The organism is Streptomyces sp. CB01249 (genome assembly GCF_001905735.1).
Lineage (GTDB): Bacteria > Actinomycetota > Actinomycetes > Streptomycetales > Streptomycetaceae > Streptomyces.
The window spans coordinates 149666-175924 of sequence record NZ_LISW01000006.1 but is presented as its reverse complement, the minus strand read 5'-3'; the positions used below and the strand labels follow the sequence as shown (position 1 = coordinate 175924).

Annotated in this window: 21 protein-coding genes; 4 read left to right on the top strand and 17 right to left on the bottom strand. The window is 72.7% G+C overall.

All coding sequences use genetic code 11. The annotated features are described in order from the left end of the window. Window positions 1–17 precede the first annotated feature (17 nt). The 9 genes from AMK18_RS25650 to AMK18_RS25610 all read right to left on the bottom strand — a co-directional run bounded on the left by AMK18_RS25650 (window position 18) and on the right by AMK18_RS25610 (window position 8989). Window positions 18–974, bottom strand: coding sequence for a PDR/VanB family oxidoreductase (locus tag AMK18_RS25650; protein WP_073864653.1), 957 nt, complete (start codon window positions 972–974; stop codon window positions 18–20). Further along, complete coding sequence (locus tag AMK18_RS25645) at window positions 971–2641, bottom strand: thiamine pyrophosphate-binding protein (RefSeq protein ID WP_073864652.1); 1671 nt, start codon at window positions 2639–2641, stop codon at window positions 971–973. The genes AMK18_RS25650 and AMK18_RS25645 overlap by 4 nt, the downstream gene beginning before the upstream one ends. A 34-nt stretch (window positions 2642–2675) precedes the next feature. Continuing rightward, window positions 2676–3470 carry an SDR family oxidoreductase gene (locus tag AMK18_RS25640; RefSeq protein ID WP_073864651.1) on the bottom strand — a complete coding sequence of 265 codons (795 nt, stop codon included), beginning with the start codon at window positions 3468–3470 and terminating at the stop codon, window positions 2676–2678. Window positions 3471–3560: 90 nt separating this feature from the next. Further along, window positions 3561–4319, bottom strand: coding sequence for an SDR family oxidoreductase (locus tag AMK18_RS25635; protein ID WP_073864650.1), 759 nt, complete (start codon window positions 4317–4319; stop codon window positions 3561–3563). Beyond that, entirely contained in the window at window positions 4319–4840 is a 522-nt protein-coding gene (locus AMK18_RS25630) for a cupin domain-containing protein (protein WP_073864649.1), read from the bottom strand. The genes AMK18_RS25635 and AMK18_RS25630 overlap by 1 nt, the downstream gene beginning before the upstream one ends. Window positions 4841–4883: 43 nt before the next feature. Next, entirely contained in the window at window positions 4884–5687 is an 804-nt protein-coding gene (locus AMK18_RS25625) for an alpha/beta fold hydrolase (protein WP_073864648.1), read from the bottom strand. Continuing rightward, a complete protein-coding gene (locus tag AMK18_RS25620) occupies window positions 5684–6523 on the bottom strand; it encodes an aspartate dehydrogenase domain-containing protein (protein ID WP_073864647.1) in 840 nt (279 codons plus the stop codon). Before AMK18_RS25620 ends, AMK18_RS25625 begins: the two co-directional genes overlap by 4 nt. Beyond that, on the bottom strand, window positions 6520–7467 hold the full coding sequence (locus AMK18_RS25615; RefSeq protein ID WP_073864646.1) for a VOC family protein: 948 nt from the start codon (window positions 7465–7467) through the stop codon (window positions 6520–6522). The genes AMK18_RS25620 and AMK18_RS25615 overlap by 4 nt, the downstream gene beginning before the upstream one ends. Before the next feature lie 37 nt (window positions 7468–7504). Continuing rightward, a complete protein-coding gene (locus tag AMK18_RS25610) occupies window positions 7505–8989 on the bottom strand; it encodes an aldehyde dehydrogenase (RefSeq protein ID WP_073864645.1) in 1485 nt (494 codons plus the stop codon). Window positions 8990–9334: 345 nt separating this feature from the next. Between AMK18_RS25610 and AMK18_RS25605 the strand changes: the two genes are divergently transcribed. Then, window positions 9335–10762, top strand: coding sequence for an MFS transporter (locus tag AMK18_RS25605; protein WP_073864644.1), 1428 nt, complete (start codon window positions 9335–9337; stop codon window positions 10760–10762). Window positions 10763–10812: 50 nt separating this feature from the next. On the opposite strand, the gene AMK18_RS25600 is transcribed toward AMK18_RS25605, so the two are convergent. Continuing rightward, complete coding sequence (locus AMK18_RS25600) at window positions 10813–11151, bottom strand: chorismate mutase (protein WP_018104524.1); 339 nt, start codon at window positions 11149–11151, stop codon at window positions 10813–10815. 19 nt (window positions 11152–11170) lie between these two features. After that, on the bottom strand, window positions 11171–12049 hold the full coding sequence (locus AMK18_RS25595; protein ID WP_073864643.1) for a helix-turn-helix domain-containing protein: 879 nt from the start codon (window positions 12047–12049) through the stop codon (window positions 11171–11173). Window positions 12050–12173: 124 nt separating this feature from the next. On the opposite strand from AMK18_RS25595, the gene AMK18_RS25590 reads away from it, so the two are divergent. Together AMK18_RS25590 and AMK18_RS25585 are read left to right on the top strand one after the other, a co-directional pair. Then, window positions 12174–13955: a glycoside hydrolase family 35 protein gene (locus tag AMK18_RS25590; RefSeq protein ID WP_073864642.1), complete on the top strand. Its 1782-nt coding sequence runs from the start codon at window positions 12174–12176 to the stop codon at window positions 13953–13955. A 70-nt stretch (window positions 13956–14025) separates the two neighbouring features. Further along, a complete protein-coding gene (locus tag AMK18_RS25585; RefSeq protein WP_073864641.1) occupies window positions 14026–14910 on the top strand; it encodes a hypothetical protein in 885 nt (294 codons plus the stop codon). Window positions 14911–14997: 87 nt separating this feature from the next. Here the strand turns inward: AMK18_RS25585 and AMK18_RS25580 are convergent, their stop codons facing one another. The 3 genes from AMK18_RS25580 to AMK18_RS25570 form a co-directional block, all read right to left on the bottom strand. Next, window positions 14998–16518, bottom strand: coding sequence for a DEAD/DEAH box helicase (locus tag AMK18_RS25580; RefSeq protein WP_073864640.1), 1521 nt, complete (start codon window positions 16516–16518; stop codon window positions 14998–15000). A gap of 88 nt (window positions 16519–16606) precedes the next feature. After that, complete coding sequence (locus AMK18_RS25575) at window positions 16607–16810, bottom strand: cold-shock protein (RefSeq protein WP_018104519.1); 204 nt, start codon at window positions 16808–16810, stop codon at window positions 16607–16609. Window positions 16811–17016: 206 nt separating this feature from the next. Next, window positions 17017–17502 carry a pyridoxamine 5'-phosphate oxidase family protein gene (locus AMK18_RS25570; protein ID WP_018104518.1) on the bottom strand — a complete coding sequence of 162 codons (486 nt, stop codon included), beginning with the start codon at window positions 17500–17502 and terminating at the stop codon, window positions 17017–17019. 65 nt (window positions 17503–17567) lie between these two features. Here AMK18_RS25570 and AMK18_RS25565 point away from each other — a divergent pair, with 65 nt between their 5' ends. Beyond that, complete coding sequence (locus tag AMK18_RS25565; RefSeq protein ID WP_073864639.1) at window positions 17568–18788, top strand: SLC13 family permease; 1221 nt, start codon at window positions 17568–17570, stop codon at window positions 18786–18788. A gap of 109 nt (window positions 18789–18897) precedes the next feature. Here AMK18_RS25565 and AMK18_RS25560 read toward each other — a convergent pair whose 3' ends face one another. The 3 genes from AMK18_RS25560 to AMK18_RS25550 all read right to left on the bottom strand — a co-directional run bounded on the left by AMK18_RS25560 (window position 18898) and on the right by AMK18_RS25550 (window position 26069). Continuing rightward, complete coding sequence (locus tag AMK18_RS25560; protein WP_018104516.1) at window positions 18898–20358, bottom strand: glutamate synthase subunit beta; 1461 nt, start codon at window positions 20356–20358, stop codon at window positions 18898–18900. Then, window positions 20351–24910, bottom strand: a complete 4560-nt coding sequence (gene gltB / locus AMK18_RS25555; RefSeq protein WP_018104515.1) for a glutamate synthase large subunit — start codon at window positions 24908–24910, stop codon at window positions 20351–20353. The genes AMK18_RS25560 and gltB overlap by 8 nt, the downstream gene beginning before the upstream one ends. Window positions 24911–25334: 424 nt before the next feature. Beyond that, window positions 25335–26069, bottom strand: coding sequence for a VIT1/CCC1 transporter family protein (locus tag AMK18_RS25550; RefSeq protein WP_018104514.1), 735 nt, complete (start codon window positions 26067–26069; stop codon window positions 25335–25337). Window positions 26070–26259 lie beyond the last annotated feature (190 nt).

Sequence of the window (26259 nt, the reverse complement as noted above, 5' to 3'; positions counted from 1 at the left end):
GGCTCCCTTCGGGCGGGTCAGAGGTCGAGTACGAGGCGGGGGGTGCGGGAGCGGGAGACGCAGAGCATCATCGAGGCGCCGGCCGCGCGTTCGCCCTCGCTGAGGAGGAAGTCGCGGTGGTCGGGGGTGCCTTCGAGGACCTTGGTCTCGCAGGTGCCGCAGATGCCGTCGCGGCAGGAGGAGGCGACGGGGATCCCGGCGTTCTCCAGGGCGTCGAGCGCGGAGGTGCCGGGGGCGACCTCGACGGTGCGGCCGGTGCGGGAGCAGACGAGGTCGAAGCCGGTGTCCTCGCCGTCGCGGGGTGCGGCGGCGGGTGCGGCGAAGCGTTCGGTACGGGCGTCGGGGCAGCGTTCCTCGACGGCGGCGAGCAGGGGTTCGGGGCCGCAGCAGTAGACCTGGGTGCCGGGTGCGAGGCCGGTGAGCAGGGTGTCCAGGTCGGGGTGGCCCTGTTCGTCCTGGGGGATGAACTCGACGCTGCCGCCGGGCTGTCCGGCGAGCGCGGTGAGTTCGGCGGTGAAGGCCATGGAGGCGCGGGTGCGGCCGCCGTGGACGAGGCGCCAGGGGGTGCGGGTGCGAGCGGCCTCGCGGGCCATGGCCAGGAGCGGGGTGATGCCGATGCCGCCGGCGACGAAGAGGTAGCCGGGGGCGTCGGGGTCGAGCGCGAAGTGGTTGCGGGGGCCCTGGACGTGGACGGTCCGGCCGGGGCGGAGTTCGCTGTGGATGTGGGCGGAGCCGCCGCGGGACGCGGGTTCGCGCAGGACGCCGATGCGCCAGTGGGTGGGGTCGGCGGGGTCGGAGCACAGCGAGTACTGGCGGACGTGGCCGCCGGTGTGGACGTCGATGTGGGCGCCGGGCCGCCAGGCGGGGAGGGGTTTGCCGTCGGGGTGGGTGAGTTCGATGCTCAGGACTCCGTCGGCCTCCCACGTCATGCGGTGGACGAGCAGGTCGAGCCGGGGCTCCTCGGCGGGTGTCATGACGGGTTGCCTCCTTCTGCGGGGGTGTCGGTGGCGGCGGCGGGGAGTTTGACGGGCGGGGTGAAGGGGGTGTTCATCGGGCCGAGTGCGGTGAGGTCGATCTCCACGAGGGTGGGGCCCGGGGTCGTGGTGGCTTCCTTGATGACGGGTCCGGCGTCGGCCTCGGCGGCGATCCGCGCGTACGGGATGCCGGTGGCGGCGGCGAGGAGGGCGAAGTCGGGGGTGGCGAGGTCGACGCCGGAGCGGCGGGGGAAGTGGTCGTCCTGCATGTTGCGCAGGACGCCGTAGCCGCCGTCGTTGAAGACGAGGAGGGTGAGGTCGGGCTTCTCCTGGGCGAGGGTGAGGAGTTCGCCGAGGTGGACGGCGAGGCCGCCGTCGCCGGCGATGACGACGGTGGGGGTGCCGGGGCGGCCGAGTGCGGCGCCGATGCCCATGGCGAGCCCCTGGCCGATGCCGCCGCCGCGCGGGAAGACGTTGGTGGCCGGGTCGGTGATCTCCAGGAGCCGGTTTCCCCAGGTGGAGGACGGGATGGTGACGTCCCGGGCGATGACGGACCCGGGCGGGCAGGCGTCGCGTATCGCGTCGTTGATCGCGGCCTGCGGGCCGATGGCGTGGCGCTGCGCGGCGCGGGCGGCGGTACGGGCCTCGCGTACGCGGCCGGGCCAGCTCGTCTCCGTACTGCCGCTGGTGACGCGGCCGAGGAGGGCGGCGAGGACGGCGGAGGCGTCGCCGTGGAGGGCGACGGTCGCCGGGTAGACGCGGCCGGGGGCGGCCGGGTCCAGGTCGATCTGGAGGTGGGTGGCGGGGAGTTCGAGGGCGTAGTCGGCGGTCTCGTTGGAGCGGAAGTGGGTGCCGATGGTGAGCAGGACGTCGGCTTCGGCGAGCAGGGCGCGGCCGGCCGGGGCGGTGGCGTAGTTGCCGAGGACCCGCTCGTCGGACTCGGGGACCGCGCCGCGCCCGGAGTTGGAGGTGACGAGCCCGGCGTCGAGGGCGTCGAGGAGGGCCGCGACCTCGGGGCGGGCGGTGTTGGCGCCGCCGCCGGCCCAGAGGAGGGGGCGGCGGGCGGCGGACAGCAGGGCGGCCGCCTCGTCCAGGAGCGCCGCGTCGGGCAGGGCCGGGGCGGCGGGCGCGGGGACGGGGGTGCCGGTGAGCCGCTGGGGGGCGAACTGGAGGTCGATGGGCCACTCGACGCTGACCGGGCCGTGCGGGGCGGTCAGGGCGCGGGCGGCCGCCTCGCGCAGCAGGTCCCCGGCGCTCTCGGCGTCGGTGACGGTGACGGCGTGCGCGGAGACCGCGCGGAGCATGCCGAGCTGGTCCTTGGTCTCGTGGATGAAGCCGCGCCCGGAGCCGAGGTACGCGCTGTCGATCTGTCCGGTGACGTGGAGGACGGGGGTGCCGGAGCTGAGGGACTCGATGAGGGAACCGGCGGCGTTGCCCGCCCCCGTACCGGTGCTGGTGAGGGCGCAGCCGAGCCGGCCGGTGGCGCGGGCGTAGCCGTCGGCGGCGTTGACCGCGGCGGCCTCGTGGCGGACGGGGACGAAGCGCAGGTCGCGGTCGACGGCTTCGACGAGCGGCAGGTTGTGCACGCTGACGATGCCGAACACCGTGTCGACGCCCAGTCCTCGTAGCGTCTCGACGAGCAGGTCGCCGCCGTTGGGTCGGGTCATGTCGGGTGCTCCTGGTGAGGGGTGGCGGATGGGGTTACGCGACGGCGCGGTTGACGCCGCCGCAGACGTCGACGGTGGTGCCGGTGATGTACGAGGCGCGGGGCGAGAGGAGGGCGGTGACGGCGTACGCGACTTCGTCGGCGTTGCCGAGGCGGCCGAGGGCGATGCCGCGGTCGGCGGCGAGTTCCGCCTGCCAGGCGGGGTAGTCCAGCGGGGAACCGGAGGCGGCGTACCGGCGTTCCCACTGCCCGGTGTCGATGAGGCCGAGGCAGACGGAGTTGACGCGGATGCCGTCGGGGGCCAGTTCCTTGGACAGTGAGGTGGAGAGGTTGAGGATGCCGGCGCGGGCGGCGCTGGTGGTCATCAGCCGGGTCTCGGGCTGTTTGGCGAGGACGGCGTTGATGTTGACGACGGAGGCGGCGCGGGCGGCGCCGGAGGCGCGGAGGTGGGGCAGGGCGGCGTTCAGCGGGTTGAGGACGCCGAAGAACTTGAGCTCCAGCTCCTCGCGCCAGTCGGCGGCGGTGGTCTCGGCGAAGGGTTTCATCCGGGAGGCGCCGGCGTTGTTGACGAGGCCGTCGAGTCCGCCGAGGTGGTCGGCGGCGGCGTCGGTGAAGGCGCGTACGGCGGCCTCGTCGGTGACGTCGCAGGGGGCGTAGTACAGCGTGTCGGGTCCGGCGAGGCCGTCGAGGGCGGCGGCGAGCGTGTCGGGGCGGCGGCCGCAGGTGGCGACGCGGGCGCCCTCCGCGAGGAGCGCGCGGACCGTGGCGAGTCCGACGCCGGAGCTGCCGCCGGTGACGAGCAGGCGGTGGCCTTTCAGCTGGAGGTCCATGGGTGCGGGCTCCTTGCGGGTGAGTGCGGGCGGTGGGTGGTGTCCTCAATCGCCGGACAGGCTTGGAGATGGCGGACGGGCTTTGATTCGTCACTGCATCGTGAAGCCGCCGTTCACGGCGAACGTCTGGCCGGTGATGTAGCCGGATTCCTCGCCGATGAGGAAGGCGATGAGGCCGACCAGGTCGGACGGTTGCTGGGGGCGGGAGATCGCCCGGTTCAGCCGGTACAGCTCGTGGCGTTCGGCGGGGATGTCCACAGCGGACTCCCCCTCCGTGAGGCCGGGCGCCACCGCGTTGACGGTGATGCCGTGGTCGCCGGTCTCGCGGGCCATCGCCCGGGTCAGGGAGATCACGGCGCCCTTGGACGCGATGTAGTGGGCGAGCCGGGGCGAGCCGTAGAGCGCGGCGTCCGAGGCGAGGTTGACGATGCGTCCGGCGCCGTGGTCCCGCATGAGCGGGAGGAGGGCGCGGGCGACGAGCCACGGCCCGCGCGCGTTGACCGTCATGATGCGGTCCCACGCCTCGACGTCGATCTCGTGGAACGGCTTGCCGCCCACCGCGTTGGCCAGTCCGGCGTTGTTGACCAGCCCGTACAGCCGGCTGCCGGCACGGGCGAGGGTGTCGGCGAGGGCGGCGACGGAGTCCGGGTCGGCGACGTCGAGCGGGTGGTAGTCCGCGGTGATGCCGTCGGCGCGCAGGGTCGCGGCCGCCTGCCGGCCGGTGGCCTCGTCCAGTTCGGCGATGACGACGCGGTGTCCGTCGCCGCCGATCCGGCGGGCCGCGGCCAGTCCGAGGCCGCGGCCCGCGCCGGTGACGACGACCGTGCGGGGGGTGTCGTCGGCGGCCATCAGTCGCGGGTGACGCCGTGCATCGGCGAGTGCTCGGGGTAGGTCGGCACCTGCGGCTTCTGCGTGCCGATGATGACGCAGAACAGGGCGTCGGTGTCGCCCTCGTTCTTCAGGGAGCGGGCGACTCCGGCGGGGACGACGATCATGTCCCGGTAGCCGAGGGTGCGGTATTCGGTCTCGTCGGCGCCGCGGTGGATGCCGACCCTGACCTGCCCCTCCAGGACGAAGAACGCCTCCTCCACGTCGTGGTGGGTGTGCTCGGGGCCCTCGGCGCCCGGCGGGAGCAGCATGTTGGAGAGGGTGAAGCCGCCCGAGGGCAGGATGCGGTTGTCGCCCTCGTGGTTGCCGGTGGCGCCGGAGCCGACGTACCGGATCTGGGCGCGGCGGTACTGGGCGCCGGCCTTCTCCTGGAAGGAGAGGGTGTTCCAGTCGGGTTCGCGGGAGTCCTTGGTGGCGATGAGGGAGTCGGTGAACTTCGCGAGGTCGCCGTTGTTCTCGTACGGGGCCTTGTCGATGGGCACGGGATGCTCCTGGGTTCGGTCGGGATGGGTGGGGGGTTCGTCGTTACGCGGGTACGCGGGCGACGACGTGGAGGTGGGCGCGGACCCAGGCGTTGAACGCCTCGGGGCGTTCCTGGTTGGCGAGGTGTCCGGCGCCGGAGAGGGTGACGTAGACGGATTTCGCCAGGCCCCCGGCGATGGCCTGGGACTCGTCGGTGCCAGTGACCGTGTCCTGTTCGCCGCACAGCACGAGGGCCGGGGCGGTGATGGCGGGCAGGTCGTCGGTGAGGTCGGCGTCCGCCATGGCCTCGGCGGCGTAGCCGTAGCCAGGGCTGCGGACGGAGCCGGCCATGGTGGCGACGACGCGGGCGACGAGTTCGGGGGGTGCGCCGTCCGAGACGAGCCGGGGCCCCCGGGCGGCGGCGAACGCCTCGGGCCCCTGGGCGGCGAATTGTCCGGCGCGCCCGCGCATGGCCTTCGCCCTGTCCGGGTCGGTGCCGGACCCCCGGCTGGAGTCGGCGACGATCAGGGAGGCGACGAGGTCGGGGTGGCGGGTGGCGAGGCGCAGGGCGATGACGCCGCCCCAGGAGACGCCGAGGACGTGGGCGGGGCCGCCGCGTTCGCGGATGAGGGCGGCGGCGGTGTCGGCGTAGCCGTCGAGGCCGGGGGCGTGGTCCGGGTCGGCGGAGTCCGCGTAGCCGGGGGCGTCCCAGGCGACGACGCGGACCTGGTCGGCGAGGCCGTCGAGCTGGGGGGCGAAGGCGGCGGAGGAGGAGCCGATGCCGTGCAGGCAGAGCAGGAGCGGGGCGTCCGGGTCGCCGGCCTCGCGGGTGTGGACGGCCCCGGCGGTGAGCGTCGCGGCGGTCACAGGATCTGCCCCGCCCGTCCGACGACGGCGCCGAGGCTGCGGAGCACGGCGTGCGGGACGACCTGGCTGGTGGCGGGGTTGGCGGCGTCGGGACGGTGGGCGACCTCGAAGCGGTAGCTGCCGTGCGGGCCCGCCGCCTCGATGACGTGCCGGGTGAGGGTGGCGGCCGGGTCGGCGACGACGACGACCTCGACGAGGTCCGGGTCGCCGGTGGCGAGGGCGACCGAGGCGGCGACGTTGGTCGACTTGGGGAACTTCACCGGGACGTCGCGGGCGGTGCCGCGCATGACCTCGACGGGTTCGGTGGTGGTGCGCAGCCGGGTGGTGAGCGCGTCGTCCATCCAGGGCTGGTGGAGGGTGGCGGGAAGCTTGGTGGTGGTGAGGGTGACGGAGGTGAGGGGGCCGAGTCCGCGGACGGCCTGGAGGAGGTCGAGGCCGCCGACGGCGCCGCCAGTGAAGTAGACGCGGCCGGGTCCGGCGGCGCGCAGGCGGGCGGTGAGCTCGGGGTCGACCAGGGCGCCGGTGGAGGCGATGAGGAGGTCGGCGCCGCTGGTGAGGACGCGCTCGGCCCATTCCCGTACGACGGCCTGGCCGGCGGCTTCGACCACGAGGTCGCAGACGGCGAGGGCGTCTTCGAAGGACAGCTGGGGGGCGGGGGCGTCCACGAGGGGCCGGTTGTCGATGACGCAGGTGAGTTCGGCGCCGGGTATGCGGCCCTCGGCGAGGGCGGTGCCGACGACGCGTCCGATGGCGCCCCAGCCGACGAGGCCGACGCGGCGCACGGTGGGGCCGGGGCGGGTGGGGGTGTCCGGGCGGGAGTTGAGGACGGTGGTCACGCGGTCACCTCTTCCGGTGTGGTGGCGAGCGGGCCGGGGTCGGGGGTGCCGGCCATGTGGCGGCGGATTGCGGGGGACGGGGGTCCGGCGGTGCCCCAGAGGTCGGAGAGGTCGGGGGTGCGGCGCCAGACCTTGGCGATCCAGGCGTCCTCCACGATCTGGGCGACCTCGGAGGTGTATTCGCAGACGAGTCCGGCCGGGTCGGTGAAGTAGGAGAAGGTGTTGTTGCCGGGTCCGTGGCGGCCGGGGCCCCACTGGGGGGTGATGCCGTGGTGGCGGAGCCGGCCGAGGCCGCGCATGAAGTGGTCGACGGACGGCATCTCGTAGGCGACGTGGTTGAGGGACGCCCACTCGGCCTGGTTGAAGGCGATGCAGTGGTGGTCGGCGTTGCAGCGCAGGAAGGCCATCTGGTGCTCGGACCAGTCGGAGACCCGCAGCCCGAGCACGGAGGTGTAGAAGGCGACGGCGGCGTCGATGTCCGTGGTGTTGAGGACGGTGTGGGTGACGCCGACGGGGACTGCGCCGTCCCGGCCGCGCGGGGTGACCGCGTGGGTCTGGGCGCTGAGTTCGATCAGCCGGCCCTCGGGGTCGGTGAAGCGGAGTCCGTAGCCGCCGCCGACCTGGTCGAGGGGGCCGGGTCCGGCGACGGGGACGATGCCGCGGGCGAGGAGGCGGCGGGCGGCCTCGTCGATCTCGGCGGGGGTGGCGACGGCGAAGCTGATGCGGCCGAGGCCGTTGCGCTCGGCTCGGGTGAGGTGCAGGACGTGGTGTTCCTCGCCGGTGCCGCGCAGCCAGGTGGCGTCGGTGTCGCGTTCGACGGGGTCCAGGCCCCAGACCTCGGCGTAGAAGTCGGCGGACTCGGTGAGGGCGGGTGTGTGGAGTTCGACGGAGCGCAGGGCGCGGAGCCGGGCGATCGGCCGGTCGTGGGGGTGGTCGTGGGGCATGGTGCCTCCCGCTCGGTTGGGTGGGGCGCGTGCGGTGTCAGTGGGCGGCGGCCCAGGGCAGCGGGGTGGTGTCGGTGGCCCAGTAGAGGGACTTCTGCCGTTGGTAGCCGCGGATGAGGTCGCGGCCCTTCTCGGTGCCGATGCCGCTGTCCTTCAGCCCGCCGAACGGGGTGGAGATGCTGAACTGCTTGTACGTGTTGATCCAGACGGTGCCCGCGTCGATGCGGCGGGCGAGGCGCCAGGCGCGGGCGTGGTCGCGGGTCCAGATGCCGCAGGCAAGGCCGTAGACGCTGTCGTTGGCCTGGGCGACGAGGTCGTCCTCGTCCTCGAAGGGCAGGGCGACCAGGACCGGTCCGAAGATCTCCTCCCGGCAGACCCGGGCCGTGTTCGGCAGGCCGTCCAGGACGGTGGGCAGGTAGTAGGCGCCGTCCCGGTAGCGCTCGCCCTCGGGGGCCGCTCCCCCGCACCGGACGGTGGCGCCCTCCGCGCGGGCCAGGTCGACGTAGGCGGCGACGCTGTCGCGGTGGCGGTGGTGGACCAGCGGGGCGACCTGGGTGTCCGGGTCGGTGCCGGGGCCGACGCGCAGTTTCTCCGTACGGGCGACGAGTTCGCCGAGGAACTCCTCGTAGCGGGAGCGGTGCACGAAGAGGCGGGAACCGGCGATGCAGCTCTGGCCGCTGGAGGAGAAGATCCCGTACATGACGCCGGCGAGGGCCTGTTCGAGGTCGGCGTCCTCCAGCACGATCGTCGGTGACTTGCCGCCGAGTTCGAGGGAGAGCGGCATCAGCTTGTCGGCGGCGGCGTGGGCGAGGGTGCGGCCGGTCTCCGTACCGCCGGTGAAGGTGACTTTGCCGACGGCGGGGTGACGGACGATCGCGTCGCCGATGACGCTGCCGCGGCCCGGCAGGACGGAGAGCAGGGCGGTCGGCAGCCCGGCCTCGGTGAGCGCCTGGTGGACCAGGCGGCCGAGCGCGAGGGCGACGAGCGGGGTCCACTCGGCGGGCTTGAGGAGGACGGCGTTTCCGGCGGCGAGGGCGGGGGCGAGCTTCTGGGCGTCGCTGGCGATCGGCGAGTTCCAGGGGGTGATCGCGCCGACGACGCCGAGGGGTTCGTGGACGCTCATCGTGACGTACGGGCCGCGGGCCGGGGTGAGCGCGTCCTCGGCGGTCTCCAGGGCGGCGGCGGTGTAGCGGAAGGTGCCGGCGGCGCTGAGGACGAGGGCGCGGGTCTCGGTGCGGCACTTGCCGGTGTCGGCGGTCTGGAGGGCGGAGAGCCGGTCGGCGCCCTGCTCGATCAGGTCGGCGACGCGGTGCAGCAGCCGGGCGCGGAGGTGGGCGGGCAGGTCGCGCCAGGCGGGGTCCCGGGCGGCCCGGGCGGCTGCGGCGGCGGCCTCCTCGACGTCTTCGAGGGACGCGGCGTGCACGGTGGCGATGACCTGGCCGGTGGCCGGGTCGGCGGTCTCGATGGGGGCGCCCCGGCCCTGGCGCCACTGTCCTGCGACCAACACCTCGTCGGCAAGCATCGGTTGGCCTCCTGCGGTCGTGATCGGTTCCCGGTCCGGCCGGAGCCGGTACCTCAGGCCTAAAAAGCTAAGCACTTAAGTAATTGCCCGCAAGCCCCCCTGGACAAAAAGCCCGGGCAAAAAGTCTTTTGCTCCCCGGCCCTTGACGGCCGCCGCCCCCGGACCGGTAGAACTTAAGCCCTAAGAAGCTAGGTGCTTACAGAGGTTCGTGGGCGATGTCACCGCCTCACGGGCACCGCGTGCCGCTCCCCCACCCGTACGCTCGGCCCACCGCATCCTCTGCGAACACGTACACCTGGCTCCCCCAACCGCTCCGGGCCCCCCGCGGAGCAGGAGGAACCCTGGATGAGCACCGACATCTCACAGGACGCCGCGCCGGGCCCCTCGCCCGCCGGTACCACCCGCACCGCCATCGCGGCCCGGTTCGAGCGGCTGCCGCCGTCCCGCTGGCACGTCACCGTCCGCCTGATCGTGGGTGTGGTCACCTTCTTCGAGGCGTTCGACCAGCTCCTGATCGCCTACGCGCTGCCCGAACTCCGGGACGAGTGGCACCTCAGCACCGGCGACGCCACGGCCGTCCTGACCGTCGGCTCGGTCGGGATGCTCGTCGGCGCCCTGCTCTCGGGGCGGCTGGCCGACCGCTACGGCCGGGTGAAGGTCATCGCGTACTGCATCGCCGTATCGGGCCTGGTGAGCCTGGCCCTCACCGCCTGCACCTCGCTCACCCCGTTCCTGGCGCTCCGGTTCGTGCAGGGGCTGGCGATCGGCGGCGAGGTGCCGGTGGCGGCGGCCTTCATCAGCGAGATCACCCGCAGCTTCAAGCGGGGCCGCTTCGTCCTGCTGTACGAGCTGGTCTTCCCGGCCGGGCTCACCGTCGGCGCGCTGGTCGCGGCCTGGGTCGTCCCGGCCGCGGGCTGGCGCACGATGTTCGTGGTCGCCGCCGTCCCCGGCCTGCTGGCCTTCCTCGTGCAGCGCCGCGTCCCGGAGTCCCCGCGCTGGCTCGCGGACCGGGGCCGCCTCGCGGAGGCGGAAGCGGTGATGGCCGGGATCGAGGCGAAGGTGGCGGCCGCGACGGGCCGGCCGCTCCCGGCGCCGGGCGCTGTGCGGGCTCCGGAGAAGGCATCCGCCGCGGCCACCGCGGCGGAGCGGGCCGCGACCGGCGTGCGCGGCCTGTTCACCGGCCGCTACCGGCGCCGCACCCTGGTCGTCGGCGCGATCTGGTTCACCGGCTACTTCGTGAACTACGGCGTGACGTCCTGGCTGCCGAGCATCTACAAGGACGAGTACGGCCTCGGCCTCTCCGACGCCCTCCTCTACTCCACGGTGACCTCGGTCGCCGGACTGCTCGGCTGCCTGATCGTCGCGCTCACCGTGGACGTCCTGGGCCGCCGCAAGGTCTTCGCGATCTGCCTCGGCGCCTCGGCCGCCCTGCTGCTCACCCTGGCCGCGCTCGGCGCCGGCTCCCCCGTCCAGGTGCTGATCTGGACCTCGCTGTCGGCGGTCGGCTTCTTCGGCTCCAACATCTGCCTGTACCTGTACACCCCGGAGCTGTACCCGACCCGGATGCGGGCGCTCGGATGCAGCGTCGGCGGCGCGGTCAACCGCCTGGGCGTGATCCTCGGCCCGATCCTGGTCGGCGTCGTCTACGCGGCGAACGACAGCGTGGTCGCGGTCTTCGTGATGCTCGCCGCGGTGGCGGTGCTCGGCGCGGTGGTCGCCGGCACCCTGGCGGAGGAGACGGCGAACCGGCCCCTGGAGGAGATCTCCCCCTGACGGAGGCGGAACGCGGGCGCGGAGGCGGCCGGGGCCGGGGCGCAAAACCCCTAACGCCCCCCGGTCGCCTCCGTGCCGTTCGCGGACTCCTCCGCGATGCGTTCGTGGTGGCGGATGACCTCCGCGACGATGAAGTTGAGCAGCTTCTCGGCGAAGGCCGGGTCGAGGTGGGCGCTCTCCGCGAGCTCGCGGAGACGGGTGATCTGGCGGGCCTCGCGGGCCGGGTCGGCCGGGGGGAGCTGGTGGGCGGCCTTGAGGTGGCCGACCTGCTGGGTGCACTTGAAGCGTTCGGCCAGCATGTGGACGACGGCGGCGTCGATGTTGTCGATGCTCTGGCGCAGCCGGTCGAGTTCGACGCGTACGGAGGCGTCGATGTCGTTCGTGGTCATGGGCAGCGAGCTTACGGGGCTACGAGGAGATCGTCGGCGGGTGTTCGGGGTCCGGGACGCGGTCGCTCCAGCCGCCCGGCACCGTACGCCCCTGCTGTTCGCGGAAGCGGACCGGGGCGATGCCGACGCGCCGCGCGAAGAGCCGGGAGAAGTAGGCCGGATCGTCGTAGCCGACGCGGCGGGCGACGGCCGCGACCGGCAGGTCGCTCGTGGCCAGGAGCTCCTTCGCGCGCCCGAGCCGGATGGTGAGGAGGTAGTCCTTCGGGCTGCATCCCGCGCCCCGGCGCACCGCCGTCCGCAGCTCGGCGGAGGTCATCCCGTGCCGGGCGGCGTGCTCGGCGACGGACAGCGGCTGGAAGGCGTCCCGGGCGAGCGCCTGGAGCACCGGGTCGCCGTCGGGGCCGACGTCGGCGCGGGCCCGGCGCAGGGCGACGAGGAGTTCGTGCACGGCGGCCCCCGTCTCGACCTCCAGGAGCGGGTTGCCGCGCCGGGCCGCCCGGACCATCCGGCCGATCGCGGCACGCGGGGCGGCGGTGTCGGCGAGGGGGACCAGGGGGCGGTCGGGCTCGATGTAGCCGAGCTCGGTGTACGTGGCGGTGGCGGGCCCGGTGAAGTCCACGAAGCTCTCGTCCCAGCCGGTCCCCGGGTCGGCGCCGTAGTGGTGCGGGGTGCCCGGGGTCAGCCAGATGAGGCTGGGCGCGGTGACCGGGACCCGCCGCCCGTCCGGCCCGGCGAACCAGCCGCTGCCCGCGTGCACGACGACGGCCACATGGTGGTCCAGGGTGCGCGGTCCGACGGTCGGCAGGGTGCCGTGCTGGAGGCCGACGCCGAGACAGACCAGGCCCAGGCGGTGGTGGAGCGGGCTGGGCGTGAAGAAGCGCATCCAGGTGTGGTACATGGGCTCCCTCTCGCCCGGTCCGGGCAACTCGCGTCCAAACAGCCAAGATCTTTGTCCATGGACCGGCCGCACGCCAGGGCTGAGGCTGGACCGAGACATTCCGCGCATCAGGAGAACGGGCACCATGGCTGACTTCACCGTCGAGGACGACGGCTTCCGGATCGACGGGAAGCCCGTACGGCTGCTGTCCGGGGCCCTGCACTACTTCCGGGTGCACGAGGGCCAGTGGGACCACCGGCTCGCGATGCTGCGCGCGATGGGCCTGAACTGCGTGGAGACGTACGTCCCGTGGAATCTCCACGAGCCGGTGCCCGGCCGCTTCCGGGACACCGGGGCGCTGGGCCGCTTCCTGGACGCGGCGCACCGGGCCGGTCTGTGGGCGATCGTGCGCCCGGGCCCGTACATCTGCGCGGAGTGGGAGAACGGCGGTCTGCCCGCGTGGGTGACCGGGCGGTTCGAGCGCCGGGTGCGGACCCGCGACGAGGGGTATCTCGACGCGGTCCGGTCCTGGTTCGCGGAGCTGCTGCCGCAGGTCGCCGAGCGGGAGATCCACCGCGGCGGCCCGGTGATCATGGTGCAGGCCGAGAACGAGTACGGGAGTTACGGCACGGACGGCGTGTATCTGCGCCGGGTGGCGGAGCTGCTGCGCGCGTACGGGGTGAGCGTGCCGCTGTTCACCTCGGACGGGCCGGAGGACCACATGCTCACCGGCGGCTCGGTGCCCGGGCTGCTCGCCACCGCCAACTTCGGTTCGGGCGCCCGTGAGGCGTTCCGGGTGCTGCGCCGCCACCAGGCGTCGGGCCCGCTGATGTGCATGGAGTTCTGGTGCGGCTGGTTCGAGCACTGGGGCGCGCCGCCGGTGGTCCGGGATCCGGCGCAGGCGGCCGGTGCGCTGGCGGAGATCCTGGAGTGCGGGGCGTCGGTGAACGTCTACATGGCACACGGCGGCACGAACTTCGCCGGGTGGGCGGGCGCGAACCGTTCCGGCCCGCTCCAGGACCAGGAGCTGCTGCCGACGGTGACGTCGTACGACTACGACGCGCCGGTGGACGAGTACGGCCGGGCCACGGAGAAGTTCCGGCTGTTCCGGAAGGTCCTCGCCGCCTACGCGGACGGGCCGCTGCCCCCGCTGCCGCCGGAGCCGGCCGGGCTCGCCGCCCCGGTCCGGGCGGAGCTGACCGAGTGGGCGCCGCTGCGCACGGTGCTGGAGGCGCTGGGCGACGAGGAGGCTGCGGAGTCCGGGGTGCCGCCGACGTTCGAGGAGCTGGGCGTGGACCGCGGCCTGGTCCGCTACCGGGTCGCCGTGCCGGGGCCGCGCCGCCCGTACCCGCTGGGCGTCTCGGGGCTGCGGGACCGTGCGGTGGTGTACGTGGACGGGGTGCGCCGGGGCGTCCTGAGCGAGGGGGCCGCCACCCTGGAGGAGCCGGTGGCCGGGCCCGCCGAGGTGGAGCTGTGGGTGGAGTCGCTGGGCCGGGTCAACTACGGGCCGCGCCTGGGCGAGCCGAAGGGCATCACCGGGGGCGTGCTGCACGAGCGCCAGTATCTGCACGGGGTGCGGGCGCGGGCGCTGCGCCTGGACGCGTTCGAGGAGCCGGGCGCGGTCGCGGGGGTGCCGTTCGCACCGGTCGACGGGGAGGGCGGGACGGGGCTGTACCGGGGCACGTTCGAGCTGACGGCCGGGGCGGACCACGCGGGGCTCGAACTCCCGGGCTGGACGCGGGGGTTCGTCTGGGTGAACGGCTTCTGCCTGGGCCGGTACTGGTCGGAGGGCCCGCAGCACACGCTGTACGTGCCGGGGCCGGTGCTGCGGGACGGGGTCAACGAGGTGTGGGTGCTGGAGACGGAGGGCGCGGGCGCGCCGTTCGTCCGGCTGGGCCCGGGGCTGCCGGTCCGGACCGGCGGCTGACAACCCCGGGGCGCTCTTCCCGGTCTACATTGGTGAGGAGTCGGCCTGGCGGACGAGCGGGGGTACGAACGTGCCGGACAGCCCCCGCCGCAGCCCGGTCGAGCACGGGTTCCCGCATCTGGAGACGGTCCGCTCGGCGATCACCGCGCTGTACCGCAGGCTGTCGGCCGACGGCGTCCAGCGGTTCGCGACGAGCCTCGCCCCGGTCGACGCCGCGTTCGCCGACGCGGACGATCTGCACCTGGGCGCGCAGCGGGTGGCGCGGGCGATGGTGCACCACTACCGGCTGCCGGATGCCCGGGTGATCGTGGCGTTCCGGTCGATGGAGCACGCGGGCAGCGTCGAACTCGCGGCGGGGCCGGAGTACTTCGTGGAGCTGAACGACCGCTTCCGCACCCATCGCCGGGACATCGGGGCGGCCCTGTCGCACGAGGTCGCGCATGTGCTGCTGCACCGGCTGGGCCTGGAGTTCCCCGGCACCCGCGACAACGAGATCCTGACCGACACGGCGGCGGCCTACCTGGGGGCGGGGTGGCTGCTCCTCGACGCGTTCCGCGAGGACGCGACGTCCAGCCAGAAGCTGGGGTACCTGACGCCGGAGGAGTTCGGGTACGTGCTGGCCGAGCGCGCGCTGGTGTTCGGCGAGGACCCCTCGCCCTGGTTCACCAGTCCGCAGGCGTACACCGCGTACGCGGAGGGGCGGGCCCGAGCGCTGCGCGATGCGGCGCGGGCGCCGCTGACGGCGGCGGGGTGGGCGGGGCGGCGCCGCTACGCACTGGACCGACGGACCGGGTCCGAGGGGCCCGGCGGGTCGTACGCCTTCGAGACGGCGGCGGACGGATTGCGGGTGGCGTTCCCGTGCCCCGTCTGCCACCAGCGCAACCGGGTCCCGGTGCGGGGGCGGGTACGGGTGCGGTGCGCGCTGTGTCGCGCGGTACTGGACTGCACGACGTGACCGGTCACCGTCCCGGGGGCGCTGCCCCCGGACCCCCGCTCCTCAATCGCCGGAGGGGCTTGATTTCGGCCCCTCCGGCGACGGGTGTTACGCGGCGCGGCGGGTGCGCTGTGCGCTTCCGCGAGCGGCCCCTGTCCGTGGGGCGGAGCCCCGGGACGCACCCGCCCCCCGGCCTCGGCCCCGGCTGCCCGAGCGGGCTCCCGCCGGCCGCGGCTTCGGCTGCGTCGGCTGCGGAACCTCTATGACCACCGCGACCCCGGACGGTTCGCGGGCGCCCGTGATGCGGGTCAGCTCCTCGTCGCTGGAGCGGATGCGCGTGGTGCGCGGGTCGATGCCCGCGTCGCGCATCAGACGGGTCATGTCGCGCTTCTCGTCGGGCAGGACGAGGGTGACGACACTGCCGGACTCCCCGGCCCGGGCGGTGCGGCCGCCCCGGTGGAGGTAGTCCTTGTGGTCGGTGGGCGGGTCCACGTTGACGACGAGGTCGAGGTCGTCCACGTGGATGCCACGGGCCGCCACGTTCGTCGCGACGAGGGCCGTGACCTGGCCGTTCTTGAACTGGTCCAGGGTCCGGTTGCGCTGCGGCTGCGAGCGCCCGCCGTGCAGCGCGGCAGCGCGTACCCCACTGGCGAGGAGCCGCTTGGCGAAACGGTCCGCCGCGCGCTTGGTGTCCACGAACATGATCACGCGGCCCTCGCGGGCGGCGATCCGGGTCGCGACGGCCTTCTTGTCGGTCTCGTCCAGGACATGGAGGACGTGGTGCTCCATGGTGGTGACCGCACCGGCGGACGGGTCGACCGAGTGCACGACGGGGTCGGTCAGGAACATCTTGACCAGGCGGTCGATGTTCTTGTCCAGGGTCGCGGAGAACAGCATCCGCTGACCGCCCGCCTCGACCTGCTTGAGCAGGGCGGTGACCTGGGGCATGAACCCCATGTCGGCCATCTGGTCGGCCTCGTCCAGGACCGTGATCGCGACCTGGTCCAGGCGGCAGTCGCCGCGCTCGATGAGGTCCTTGAGCCGGCCCGGGGTCGCCACCAGCACCTCGGCGCCGCGCCGCAGCGTGGCGGACTGCCGGGTGATCGACATGCCGCCGACGACGGTGGCCAGGCGCAGGTTGACCGAGGTGGCGTACGGGGTCAGCGCGTCGGTGACCTGCTGGGCGAGCTCGCGGGTCGGGACGAGGACGAGGGCCAGCGGTGCCTTCGGCTCGGCGCGGCGGCCGGCGGTGCGGGCCAGGAGCGCGAGCCCGAAGGCGAGGGTCTTGCCGGAGCCGGTGCGGCCCCGGCCGAGGATGTCACGGCCGGCCAGCGAGTTGGGCAGCGTGGCGCCCTGGATCGGGAACGGCTCGGTCACGCCCTGCGCGGCAAGGGTCTTCAGCAGGGCTGCGGGCATGTCCAGCTCGGCGAACGCCTCGACGGCGGGCAGTGCGGGGGTGATGGTCTCGGGCAGCGCGAATTCGCCCTGCGGCGGCGTGGCCCTGCGACGGGGCGACGCCTTTCCGGTTCCCTTGCCGGAACCCTGTGCGGTTGCCTGTGCCCGGTCCGTGCCGCGCGCCCTGGACGGGCGGTTGCGAGCGGGACGGTCCTGGCGTTCGGAGCGGGTCATATCGGGATTGTCCTCCTGGGACAGCACGAGCCGGGGCCCGCACCTTGATGGTGCGGGCCCCGGCTGCGAGGTACGCGTCCGGCGAAAATTAGGCCGGGACGATGTTCTCCGCCTGCGGGCCCTTCTGGCCCTGCGTGACGTCGAAGCTGACCTTCTGGCCCTCGACGAGCTCACGGAAGCCCTGGGCGTTGATGTTCGAGTAGTGGGCGAAGACGTCGGCGCCGCCGCCGTCCTGCTCGATGAAGCCGAAGCCCTTTTCAGAGTTGAACCACTTCACGGTTCCAGTAGCCATGTCGATCTCCTAAGGAGGTGCAGTGCCGGAAATTCGCACTTTACGAATTCCAAGTCGCCGCATTGAGCCCCATCCGGAGAAAGCCGGAAAACAATAAAGCGCCTGACGAAGCATTCCCGTCAGGCGCACATAAAGTTCATGGGTACCAAAACTGCAACACGACCACCGTAGCACGAGCCGCCGCCGGATGTCGGGAGGAGGGTCGGTCAGTCGTCGTTGCCCCGTCGGATCGTGCGCAGCGGGCGGCCGGGACGCCAGGTGCTGATGACGAGCGTGTCGCCTCCTTCCAGGCCCACGCGCACCACCTCGGTGGGCTCGACGCGGAACAGGTGGAAGGGCTCGGGCGGGGTGCGCTCCCCGATGAAGCGGGCGAGGACGGCGGGGTCGGTCACCTCGACGGCGCGCCCGGAGATCCGGACGTCCCCGTCGGCCATCTCGGCGTCGGGCCCGGGGTTGGCGTGCACGCAGAAGCGGGGGTCGCGGCGCAGGTCGAGGGCCTTGCGGGAGTTCGGCATCATGCCGAGGTGCGGCTCGTCCTCCCAGAAGTCCACCTCCAGGCCGGTGAGCCGGGGCGACCCGTCCTTGCGGAGGGTGGCGAGGACATGGTGCTTGTACGGCGCGAACCGCCGTCGCACGGTGTCGGCGAAGTCGGGCTCGGCGGTGCGGAAGTCGGTCCAGGTGCTGGTGGTCATGAGGCCATGGAACCGGAGAATCCCGTCATCCTCTGTCAGGTATTCGGGTCTGACACGATGAGCGCATGCGGAATGATCACTTCACGGAGCGCTCGCGTGCCCTGGTGCGGCGGCTGCATCCCCTGGACTGGCTGGCCGGCGGTCTGCTCCTGCTCGGAGTGGTCTTCGCGGCGACCGGGCTGCTGCCGTCCGGGCCCGCGCAGGACCAGCTGCGGCGCATCGGGCCGCTGCTCGCGTTCCTGGCGACGGTGATCGTGCTGGCGGAGCTGGCGGGCCGGGCGCAGGTCTTCGACGTGGTCGCGGCGTGGGTGGCGCGGGCCGGGCGCGGGCGGTATCCGCTGTTGTTCGCGCTGTGCGTGGCGTTCGCCTCGCTGACCACGATCACCCTGAACCTCGACACGACGGCCGTGCTGCTCACCCCGGTGATGCTGGCGCTGGCCGGGCGGGTGGGCATCGCGGCGGTGCCGCTGGCGATGACCACGGTCTGGCTGGCCAACACGGCGAGCCTGCTGCTCCCCGTATCGAATCTGACCAATCTGCTGGCGGCGGACCGGGTGGCGCTGTCCCCGGCCGGTCTGGCCGCCGTGATGTGGCTGCCGCAGCTGGCCGCGATCGGGATGACGGCGCTGTGCCTGTGGGTCTTCTACTGGCGCCGGGGGCGGCGGGGCGCCGACACGTACACCCCGCCGCCGGTGCCCTCGCCCGAGGACCGGGTGCTGCTGGGGGTCTGCTCGGTGGCGTGCGCCGGGTTCCTGCTGGCGATCCTGGTGGTGGACGTGCCGCTGTGGTCGGCCTCGCTGGTGGCGATGGTCGTCGTGGTGGTGGCGTACGCGGTGCGGCGGCGCGAGGAGCTGCGGCTCTCGCTGATCCCGTGGCGGCTGCTCGTCCTGGTGCCGGGGATGTTCCTGGTGGTGGAGACCGTCAACGCGCACGGGCTGCACGAGCTGCTGGTGCGGGCGCTCGGCTCGGACGACGGCCTCGCGGGCATGCTCCGCACCGCCGGGGTGGGCGCGGGGCTCGCCAACGTACTGAACAACCTTCCGGCGTACGTGGCGGGCGAGGCGGTCGTCCCGGCGGACAACCACCATCAGCTGCTGGCCCTGCTGATCGGGGTCAACGCGGGCCCGCTGGTCACCCCGTGGGGGTCGCTGGCGACGCTGCTGTGGTTCGAGCGGTGCCGGTTCCAGGGGACGCGGATCGGGGTACGGCGCTTCGCGCTGACCGGCCTGGTCCTCGCGGTGACGGCGACGGCGGCGGCGACCTGCGCGCTGGCGCTGACCGCCTGAGTCGCCTGCCTCCGAATGCGCCACGGCGCCTGCCGATTCGTCCGGTCGGGGACGGGCAGGCGCCGCGTTCAGTTCCGCACGCCGTTGTGCGGGACGTCTGTGTGCCGTATCAGACCGTCAGGGCACGGTCCGTCGGGCGGATCGGGGCCGGCAGGGCGCTGGCTCCGGTCAGGAAGCGGTCCACGCCGCGTGCCGCGGAGCGGCCCTCGGCGATGGCCCACACGATGAGGGACTGGCCGCGGCCCGCGTCCCCGGCGACGAAGACGCCGTCGACGTTGGTCGCGTAGTCCTGGTCGCGGGCGATGTTGCCGCGCTCGTCGAGCTCCAGACCGAACTGCTGGACCAGACCGTTGGCCTGGTCGGTGCCGGTGAAGCCCATCGCGAGCGTGACCAGCTGCGCGGGGATGACCCGCTCGGTGCCGGGCTTCTGCTCCAGCTTACCGTCCTTGAACTCCACCTCGACCAGGTGGAGGGCCTGGACGTTGCCGTCCTCGTCGCCCTCGAAGTGGGTGGTCGAGACGGAGTAGACCCGCTCGCCGCCCTCCTCGTGCGCGGAGGTGACCTTGTAGAGCATGGGGAAGGTCGGCCAGGGCTGGTTGGCGTTCCGCTCCTCGCCCGGCCGGGGCATGATCTCCAGCTGGGTGACGGACAGGGCGCCCTGGCGGTGCGCGGTGCCGACGCAGTCGGCGCCGGTGTCGCCGCCGCCGATGACGACGACGTGCTTGCCCTCGGCGGTGATCGGGGAGACCGTCAGGTCGCCCTCCTGCACCTTGTTGGCGAGCGGCAGGTACTCCATCGCGTAGTGCACGCCGTTCAGCTCCCGGCCCGGGACGGGCAGGTCGCGCGAGACGGTGGCACCGGCGGCGATGACCACGGCGTCGTAGCGGCGGCGCAGCTTCGCGGCGTCGATGTCCCGGCCGATCTCGGTCTCGGTGCGGAACTTGGTGCCCTCCGCGCGCATCTGCTCGATGCGGCGGTTGATGTGCGACTTCTCCATCTTGAACTCGGGGATGCCGTACCGGAGGAGGCCCCCGATGCGGTCCGCGCGCTCGTAGACGGCGACCGTGTGACCGGCCCGGGTGAGCTGCTGGGCGGCGGCGAGGCCGGCCGGACCGGAGCCGATGACGGCGACGGTCTTGCCGGACAGGCGCTCCGGCGGCTGCGGGGTTACGTCGCCGCGGTCCCACGCCTGGTCGATGATCGAAACCTCGACGTTCTTGATGGTGACGGCCGGCTGGTTGATGCCGAGCACGCACGCGGACTCGCAGGGCGCCGGGCAGAGCCGCCCGGTGAACTCCGGGAAGTTGTTCGTGGCGTGCAGGCGCTCGGACGCGGCGGTCCAGTCCTCGCGGTAGGCGTAGTCGTTCCACTCGGGGATGAGGTTTCCGAGCGGACAGCCGTTGTGGCAGAACGGGATGCCGCAGTCCATGCAGCGGCCGGCCTGCTTGCTGATGATCGGGAGCAGCGAGCCCGGAACGTAGACCTCGTTCCAGTCCTTGACGCGCTCGCCGGCCGGGCGGGTCTGCGCGACCTCGCGGCCGGTGGTCAGGAAGCCCTTGGGGTCAGCCATTGGTCGCCGCCTCCATCATCTTCTCGGTGGTCTCCTGCTCGGAGAGACCGGCGAGCTCAGCGGCGTCCTTGGCGGCGAGCACTGCCTTGTAGGTGGACGGGATGATCTTGCTGAAGCGGGCCACCGAGGTGTCCCACTCGGCGAGGAGCTTCCCGGCGACGGTGGAGCCGGTCTCCTCCTGGTGGCGGCGCACGACGTCGTGCAGCCACTGCTTGTCGGTGTCGGTCAGCTCCTCGACCGCGCCGAGGTTGCCGGCGTTGACGTTGTCGCGGTTGAGGTCGATGACGTACGCGACACCGCCGGACATGCCGGCCGCGAAGTTGCGCCCGGTCTCGCCGAGCACCACGGCGTGGCCGCCGGTCATGTACTCGCAGCCGTGGTCGCCCACGCCCTCGGAGACGACGGTGGCGCCGGAGTTGCGGACGCAGAAGCGCTCACCGGTGCGACCGCGGAGGAACAGTTCGCCGCCGGTCGCGCCGTAGGCGATGGTGTTGCCCGCGATCGTGGAGTACTCGGCGAGGTGGTCGGCGCCGCGGTCGGGGCGGACGACGACGCGGCCGCCGGACAGGCCCTTGCCGACGTAGTCGTTGGCGTCGCCCTCCAGGCGCAGGGTGACCCCGCTGGGCAGGAAGGCGCCGAAGGACTGGCCCGCGGAGCCGGTGAAGGTGATGTCGATGGTGTCCTGGGGCAGGCCCGCACCGCCGAACTTCTTCGTGACCTCGTGGCCGAGCATCGTGCCGACGGTCCGGTTGATGTTCCGGATCGCGATCTGCGCGCGGACCGGCTGGGCGGCCTCGGGGCTGTCGGCCTTGAGGGCGTCGGCGGCGAGCTTGATCAGCTCGTTGTCGAGGGCCTTGTCGAGGGCGTGGTCCTGCTCGGTGCTCCGGTACCGGACCGCGCCTTCGGGCAGCTCGGGGACGTAGAACAGCGGGGCGAGGTCCAGGCCCTGCGCCTTCCAGTGCGTGACGGCGCGGTCGGTGTCCAGCAGCTCGGCGTGGCCGACGGCCTCCTCGATCGTGCGGAAGCCCAGCTCGGCGAGGAGCTCGCGGACCTCCTGCGCGATGAACTCGAAGAAGTTGACGACGTACTCGGCCTTGCCGGAGAAGCGGTCGCGCAGCACCGGGTTCTGGGTGGCGATGCCGACGGGGCAGGTGTCGAGGTGGCAGACGCGCATCATGACGCAGCCGGAGACGACGAGCGGCGCGGTCGCGAAACCGAACTCCTCGGCGCCGAGCAGCGCGGCGATGACGACGTCGCGGCCGGTCTTGAGCTGGCCGTCGGTCTGCACCACGATGCGGTCGCGCAGGCCGTTGAGCAGCAGGGTCTGCTGGGTCTCGGCGAGGCCGAGCTCCCAGGGGCCGCCCGCGTGCTTGAGGCTCGTGAGCGGGGACGCGCCCGTGCCGCCGTCGTGGCCGGAGATCAGGACCACGTCCGCGTGCGCCTTGGAGACGCCCGCCGCGACGGTGCCGACGCCGACCTCGGAGACCAGCTTCACGTGGATGCGGGCCTGCGGGTTGGCGTTCTTGAGGTCGTGGATCAGCTGAGCCAGGTCCTCGATGGAGTAGATGTCGTGGTGCGGCGGCGGGGAGATCAGGCCGACGCCCGGGGTGGAGTGCCGGGTCTTGGCGACCCACGGGTAGACCTTGTGGCCGGGCAGCTGGCCGCCCTCGCCGGGCTTGGCGCCCTGGGCCATCTTGATCTGGATGTCGTCCGCGTTGACCAGGTACTCGCTGGTGACACCGAAGCGGCCGGAGGCGACCTGCTTGATGGACGAGCGGCGGGCCGGGTCGTAGAGCCGGTCGGCGTCCTCGCCGCCCTCACCGGTGTTGGACTTGCCGCCCAGCTGGTTCATCGCGATGGCGAGGGTCTCGTGGGCCTCGCGCGAGATGGAGCCGTAGGACATGGCACCGGTGGAGAACCGCTTGACGATCTCCGAGACGGGCTCGACCTCCTCGATGTCGATCGAGGGGCGGTCCGAGGTGAAGCCGAACAGGCCGCGGAGCGTCATCAGCCGCTCGGACTGCTCGTTCACCCGGTCCGTGTACTTCTTGAAGATGTCGTACCGGCGGTTGCGGGTGGCGTGCTGGAGGCGGAAGACCGTCTCCGGGTCGAACAGGTGCGGCTCGCCCTCGCGGCGCCACTGGTACTCGCCGCCGATCTCCAGCGCGCGGTGCGAGGCGGAGATGCCGGAGGCGGGGTAGCCCTTGGTGTGCCGGGCGGCGACCTCCTTGGCGACGACGTCGAGACCGGCGCCGCCGATCTTGGTGGCGGTGCCGTTGAAGTAGCGGTCCACGAAGGACTGGTCGAGGCCGACCGCCTCGAAGACCTGGGCGCCGCGGTAGGAGGCGACCGTGGAGATGCCCATCTTGGACATGACCTTCAGGACGCCCTTGCCCAGCGCGTAGATCAGGTTGCGGATGGCGTCCTCGGCCTCGATGCCCTCGATGAAGGTGCCGGCCCGGACCAGGTCCTCGACGGACTCCATGGCGAGGTACGGGTTGACCGCGGCGGCGCCGTAGCCGATCAGCAGCGCGACGTGGTGGACCTCGCGGACGTCCCCGGCCTCGACCAGCAGGCCCACCTGGGTGCGCTGCTTGGTGCGGATGAGGTGGTGGTGGACGGCCGAGGTGAGCAGCAGCGACGGGATCGGCGCGTGCTCGGCGTCGGAGTGCCGGTCGGAGAGGACGATGAGGCGGGCGCCGTCCTCGATGGCGGCGTCGACCTCGGTGCAGATCTCCTCGATCCGGGCGGCCAGCGCGTCGCCGCCGCCGTGCACCCGGTAGAGGCCGGAGAGCGTGGCGGCCTTCATGCCCGGCATGTCACCGTCGGCGTTGATGTGTATGAGCTTGGCCAGCTCATCGTTGTCGATCACCGGGAAGGGCAGCGCGACGCTGCGGCAGGACGCGGCGCCCGGCTCCAGGAGGTTGCCCGAGGGGCCGAGCACGGAGCGCAGCGAGGTGACGAGCTCCTCGCGGATGGCGTCCAGCGGCGGGTTGGTGACCTGCGCGAACAGCTGGGTGAAGTAGTCGAACAGCAGCCGGGGGCGGGCCGAGAGCGCGGCGATCGGCGAGTCGGTGCCCATGGAGCCCAGGGGCTCGCCGCCGGTGCGGGCCATCGGGGCGAGGATGACGCGCAGCTCCTCCTCGGTGTACCCGAAGGTCTGCTGGCGGCGGGTGACGGAGGCGTGCGTGTGGACGATGTGCTCCCGCTCGGGGAGGTCCTCCAGCTCGATCTCACCGCTCTCCAGCCACTCCTGGTAGGGGTGCTCGGCAGCGAGGGACGCCTTGATCTCGTCGTCCTCGATGATGCGGTGCTCGGCGGTGTCCACGAGGAACATGCGGCCGGGCTGCAGGCGGCCCTTGCGGACGACCTTGGCCGGGTCGATGTCCAGGACGCCGACCTCGGAGGACAGCACGACGAGGCCGTCGTCGGTGACCCAGTAGCGGCCGGGGCGCAGACCGTTGCGGTCGAGGACCGCGCCGACCTGGACGCCGTCGGTGAAGGTGACGCAGGCCGGGCCGTCCCAGGGCTCCATCATCGCGGAGTGGTACTGGTAGAACGCGCGGCGTGCCGGGTCCATGGAGTCGTGGTTCTCCCACGCCTCGGGGACCATCATCAGCACCGAGTGCGGCAGCGAGCGGCCGCCGAGGTGGAGCAGCTCCAGGACCTCGTCGAAGGACGCGGAGTCGGAGGCGTCCGGCGTACAGACGGGGAAGATCCGGTCGAGCGGCGCGTCGCCGAAGAGGCCGGACGCGAGCTGGGACTCGCGGGCCTTCATCCAGTTGCGGTTGCCCTTGACCGTGTTGATCTCGCCGTTGTGCGCGACGAAGCGGTACGGGTGGGCGAGCGGCCAGCTCGGGAAGGTGTTGGTCGAGAAGCGCGAGTGGACCAGGGCGACCGCGGTGGCGAACCGGGGGTCGGAGAGGTCCGGGAAGAAGGGCTCCAGCTGACCGGTGGTGAGCATGCCCTTGTAGACGATGGTGCGGGCGGAGAGCGACGGGAAGTAGACCCCGGCCTCGCGCTCGGCGCGCTTGCGCAGCAGGAACGCCTTGCGGTCCAGGGCGATGCCGGTGCTCTCGCCGTCCGAGACGAAGAGCTGGCGGAACTCGGGCATGGTGGCGCGGGCGCCGTTGCCGAGGATGTCCGGGGTGACCGGGACCTCGCGCCAGCCGAGGACCGTCAGGCCCTCCTCGCCGGCGATCTTCTCCAGCTCGCGGACGGCCCCGGTGGAGTCGTCGGCGGGCAGGAAGGCGATGCCGACGGCGTAGCCACCGGCCTCGGGGAGCGCGAAGGGGACCTCGGCGCGCAGGAACGTGTCCGGGACCTGGAGCAGGATGCCGGCACCGTCACCGGAGTCGGGCTCCGATCCGGTGGCACCGCGGTGTTCGAGGTTACGGAGCACGGTCAGAGCCTGCTCGACCATCTCGTGGCCGGGCACACCGGTCAGAGTGGCTACGAACCCCACGCCACAGGCGTCGTGCTCGTTGCGGGGGTCGTACATCCCCTGGGGGGCGGGGCGACCGTCCATGGGCGACCAGGCGTCGGTGCGCATCGGCTCTCCCGTCGTCGTCGTGGCATATGCAGTGCCGAGGGACGACGTTGGCCCTCTGCGAAATTTCGTGCAGATTACATGATGGGGCGCTTCTCAAAAAGCGGATGAACCATTCCAACATGCGGACACCGTCGACGACGGTGGAGTGGGTCGCTGTCGGAGGATCGGCGCCCGGGAGACGCGGAGAGCAGGCGTCGTTGCCTGCGGTGTCTACGGCTCATGCCCGGTGGCGGGGAAAACGAAACCGCCGGGTAGTGGCTACTTATGTGCAGCCCTGCATAGAGACTCATTTTACGGTGCGCGGCGTGGTCGCGCCCAGAGGCGCGGGCCAAGACGTACGTCACACGCGTGGCGTACGCGTAACGGGCCGATTGCGTGAACCGGCCCGTTACGCGGAGGAAGCGCGAGGGAGAAGCGGGCGGGGTCAGCCGCCCATGGCCACGCCGAACAGGGCGCCCAGGCCGTACGTGATCGCGGCGGCCGCGCCGCCCAGCGCCAGCTGGCGCAGTCCGCTGAACCACCAGCTGCGGGCGGTCACCCGGGCCACCACCGCGCCGCAGCCGAACAGCCCGGCGAGCGCCAGCAGCACGGCCGGCCACAGCGCGCTCGCCCCCAGCAGGAACGGCAGCACCGGCAGCAGGGCGCCCAGCGCGAAGGCGCCGAACGAGGAGAAGGCGGCCACCAGGGGCGACGGCAGGTCGCCCGGGTCGATGCCCAGCTCCTCGCGGGCGTGTATTTCGAGGGCCTGCTCCGGGTCGCGCGAGAGCTGGCGGGCGACCTCGCGGGCGAGCGCGGGCTCGACGCCCCGGGACGCGTAGAGCGCGGCGAGCTCCCGCTCCTCGTCCACGGGGTGCTTGCGCAGCTCGCGCCGCTCGACGTCCAGCTCGGCCTCGACCAGCTCGCGCTGGGAGGCCACGGAGGTGTACTCGCCGGCCGCCATGGAGAAGGCGCCGGCAGCCAGTCCGGCGAGGCCGGTGATGACGATGGTGCGGTGCGAGACGTCGCCGCCGGCGACGCCGGTCATCAGGGCCAGGTTGGAGACGAGGCCGTCCATCGCACCGAAGACCGCGGGGCGCAGCCAGCCGCCGTTGACGTCACGGTGGGTGTGGTTGTCCCGGTGCGCCTCGTGCAGTACGGCTTCGGTCTCGATGATGGCCACGACTTATCCCTCTCCCCTGGTCCGGGTGTTCCGGAGACGGGCCTCCTACCCGCCCGCCCCCGCTCGACACCATCGAAAATACGCACGAAAAATCGCTCCTGCCAGCAAGGCAGGCCGTACTTACCACCCTGCGTAACCGGATAGGTACGGCTTGCCTTGCTGTCCGGAAGGCGTCATCCGAGTGGCCCTT

What these genes read in the sequence shown, in the direction of transcription:
- AMK18_RS25650 (WP_073864653.1), bottom strand. Translation starts at nt 974, where the DNA reads ATGACACCCGCCGAGGAGCCCCGGCTCGACCTGCTCGTCCACCGCATG.
- AMK18_RS25645 (WP_073864652.1), bottom strand. Translation starts at nt 2,641, where the DNA reads ATGACCCGACCCAACGGCGGCGACCTGCTCGTCGAGACGCTACGAGGA.
- AMK18_RS25640 (WP_073864651.1), bottom strand. Translation starts at nt 3,470, where the DNA reads ATGGACCTCCAGCTGAAAGGCCACCGCCTGCTCGTCACCGGCGGCAGC.
- AMK18_RS25635 (WP_073864650.1), bottom strand. Translation starts at nt 4,319, where the DNA reads ATGGCCGCCGACGACACCCCCCGCACGGTCGTCGTCACCGGCGCGGGC.
- AMK18_RS25615 (WP_073864646.1), bottom strand. Translation starts at nt 7,467, where the DNA reads ATGCCCCACGACCACCCCCACGACCGGCCGATCGCCCGGCTCCGCGCC.
- AMK18_RS25610 (WP_073864645.1), bottom strand. Translation starts at nt 8,989, where the DNA reads ATGCTTGCCGACGAGGTGTTGGTCGCAGGACAGTGGCGCCAGGGCCGG.
- AMK18_RS25605 (WP_073864644.1), top strand. Translation starts at nt 9,335, where the DNA reads ATGAGCACCGACATCTCACAGGACGCCGCGCCGGGCCCCTCGCCCGCC.
- AMK18_RS25600 (WP_018104524.1), bottom strand. Translation starts at nt 11,151, where the DNA reads ATGACCACGAACGACATCGACGCCTCCGTACGCGTCGAACTCGACCGG.
- AMK18_RS25595 (WP_073864643.1), bottom strand. Translation starts at nt 12,049, where the DNA reads ATGTACCACACCTGGATGCGCTTCTTCACGCCCAGCCCGCTCCACCAC.
- AMK18_RS25590 (WP_073864642.1), top strand. Translation starts at nt 12,174, where the DNA reads ATGGCTGACTTCACCGTCGAGGACGACGGCTTCCGGATCGACGGGAAG.
- AMK18_RS25580 (WP_073864640.1), bottom strand. Translation starts at nt 16,518, where the DNA reads ATGACCCGCTCCGAACGCCAGGACCGTCCCGCTCGCAACCGCCCGTCC.
- AMK18_RS25575 (WP_018104519.1), bottom strand. Translation starts at nt 16,810, where the DNA reads ATGGCTACTGGAACCGTGAAGTGGTTCAACTCTGAAAAGGGCTTCGGC.
- AMK18_RS25570 (WP_018104518.1), bottom strand. Translation starts at nt 17,502, where the DNA reads ATGACCACCAGCACCTGGACCGACTTCCGCACCGCCGAGCCCGACTTC.
- AMK18_RS25565 (WP_073864639.1), top strand. Translation starts at nt 17,568, where the DNA reads ATGCGGAATGATCACTTCACGGAGCGCTCGCGTGCCCTGGTGCGGCGG.
- AMK18_RS25560 (WP_018104516.1), bottom strand. Translation starts at nt 20,358, where the DNA reads ATGGCTGACCCCAAGGGCTTCCTGACCACCGGCCGCGAGGTCGCGCAG.
- gltB (WP_018104515.1), bottom strand. Translation starts at nt 24,910, where the DNA reads ATGCGCACCGACGCCTGGTCGCCCATGGACGGTCGCCCCGCCCCCCAG.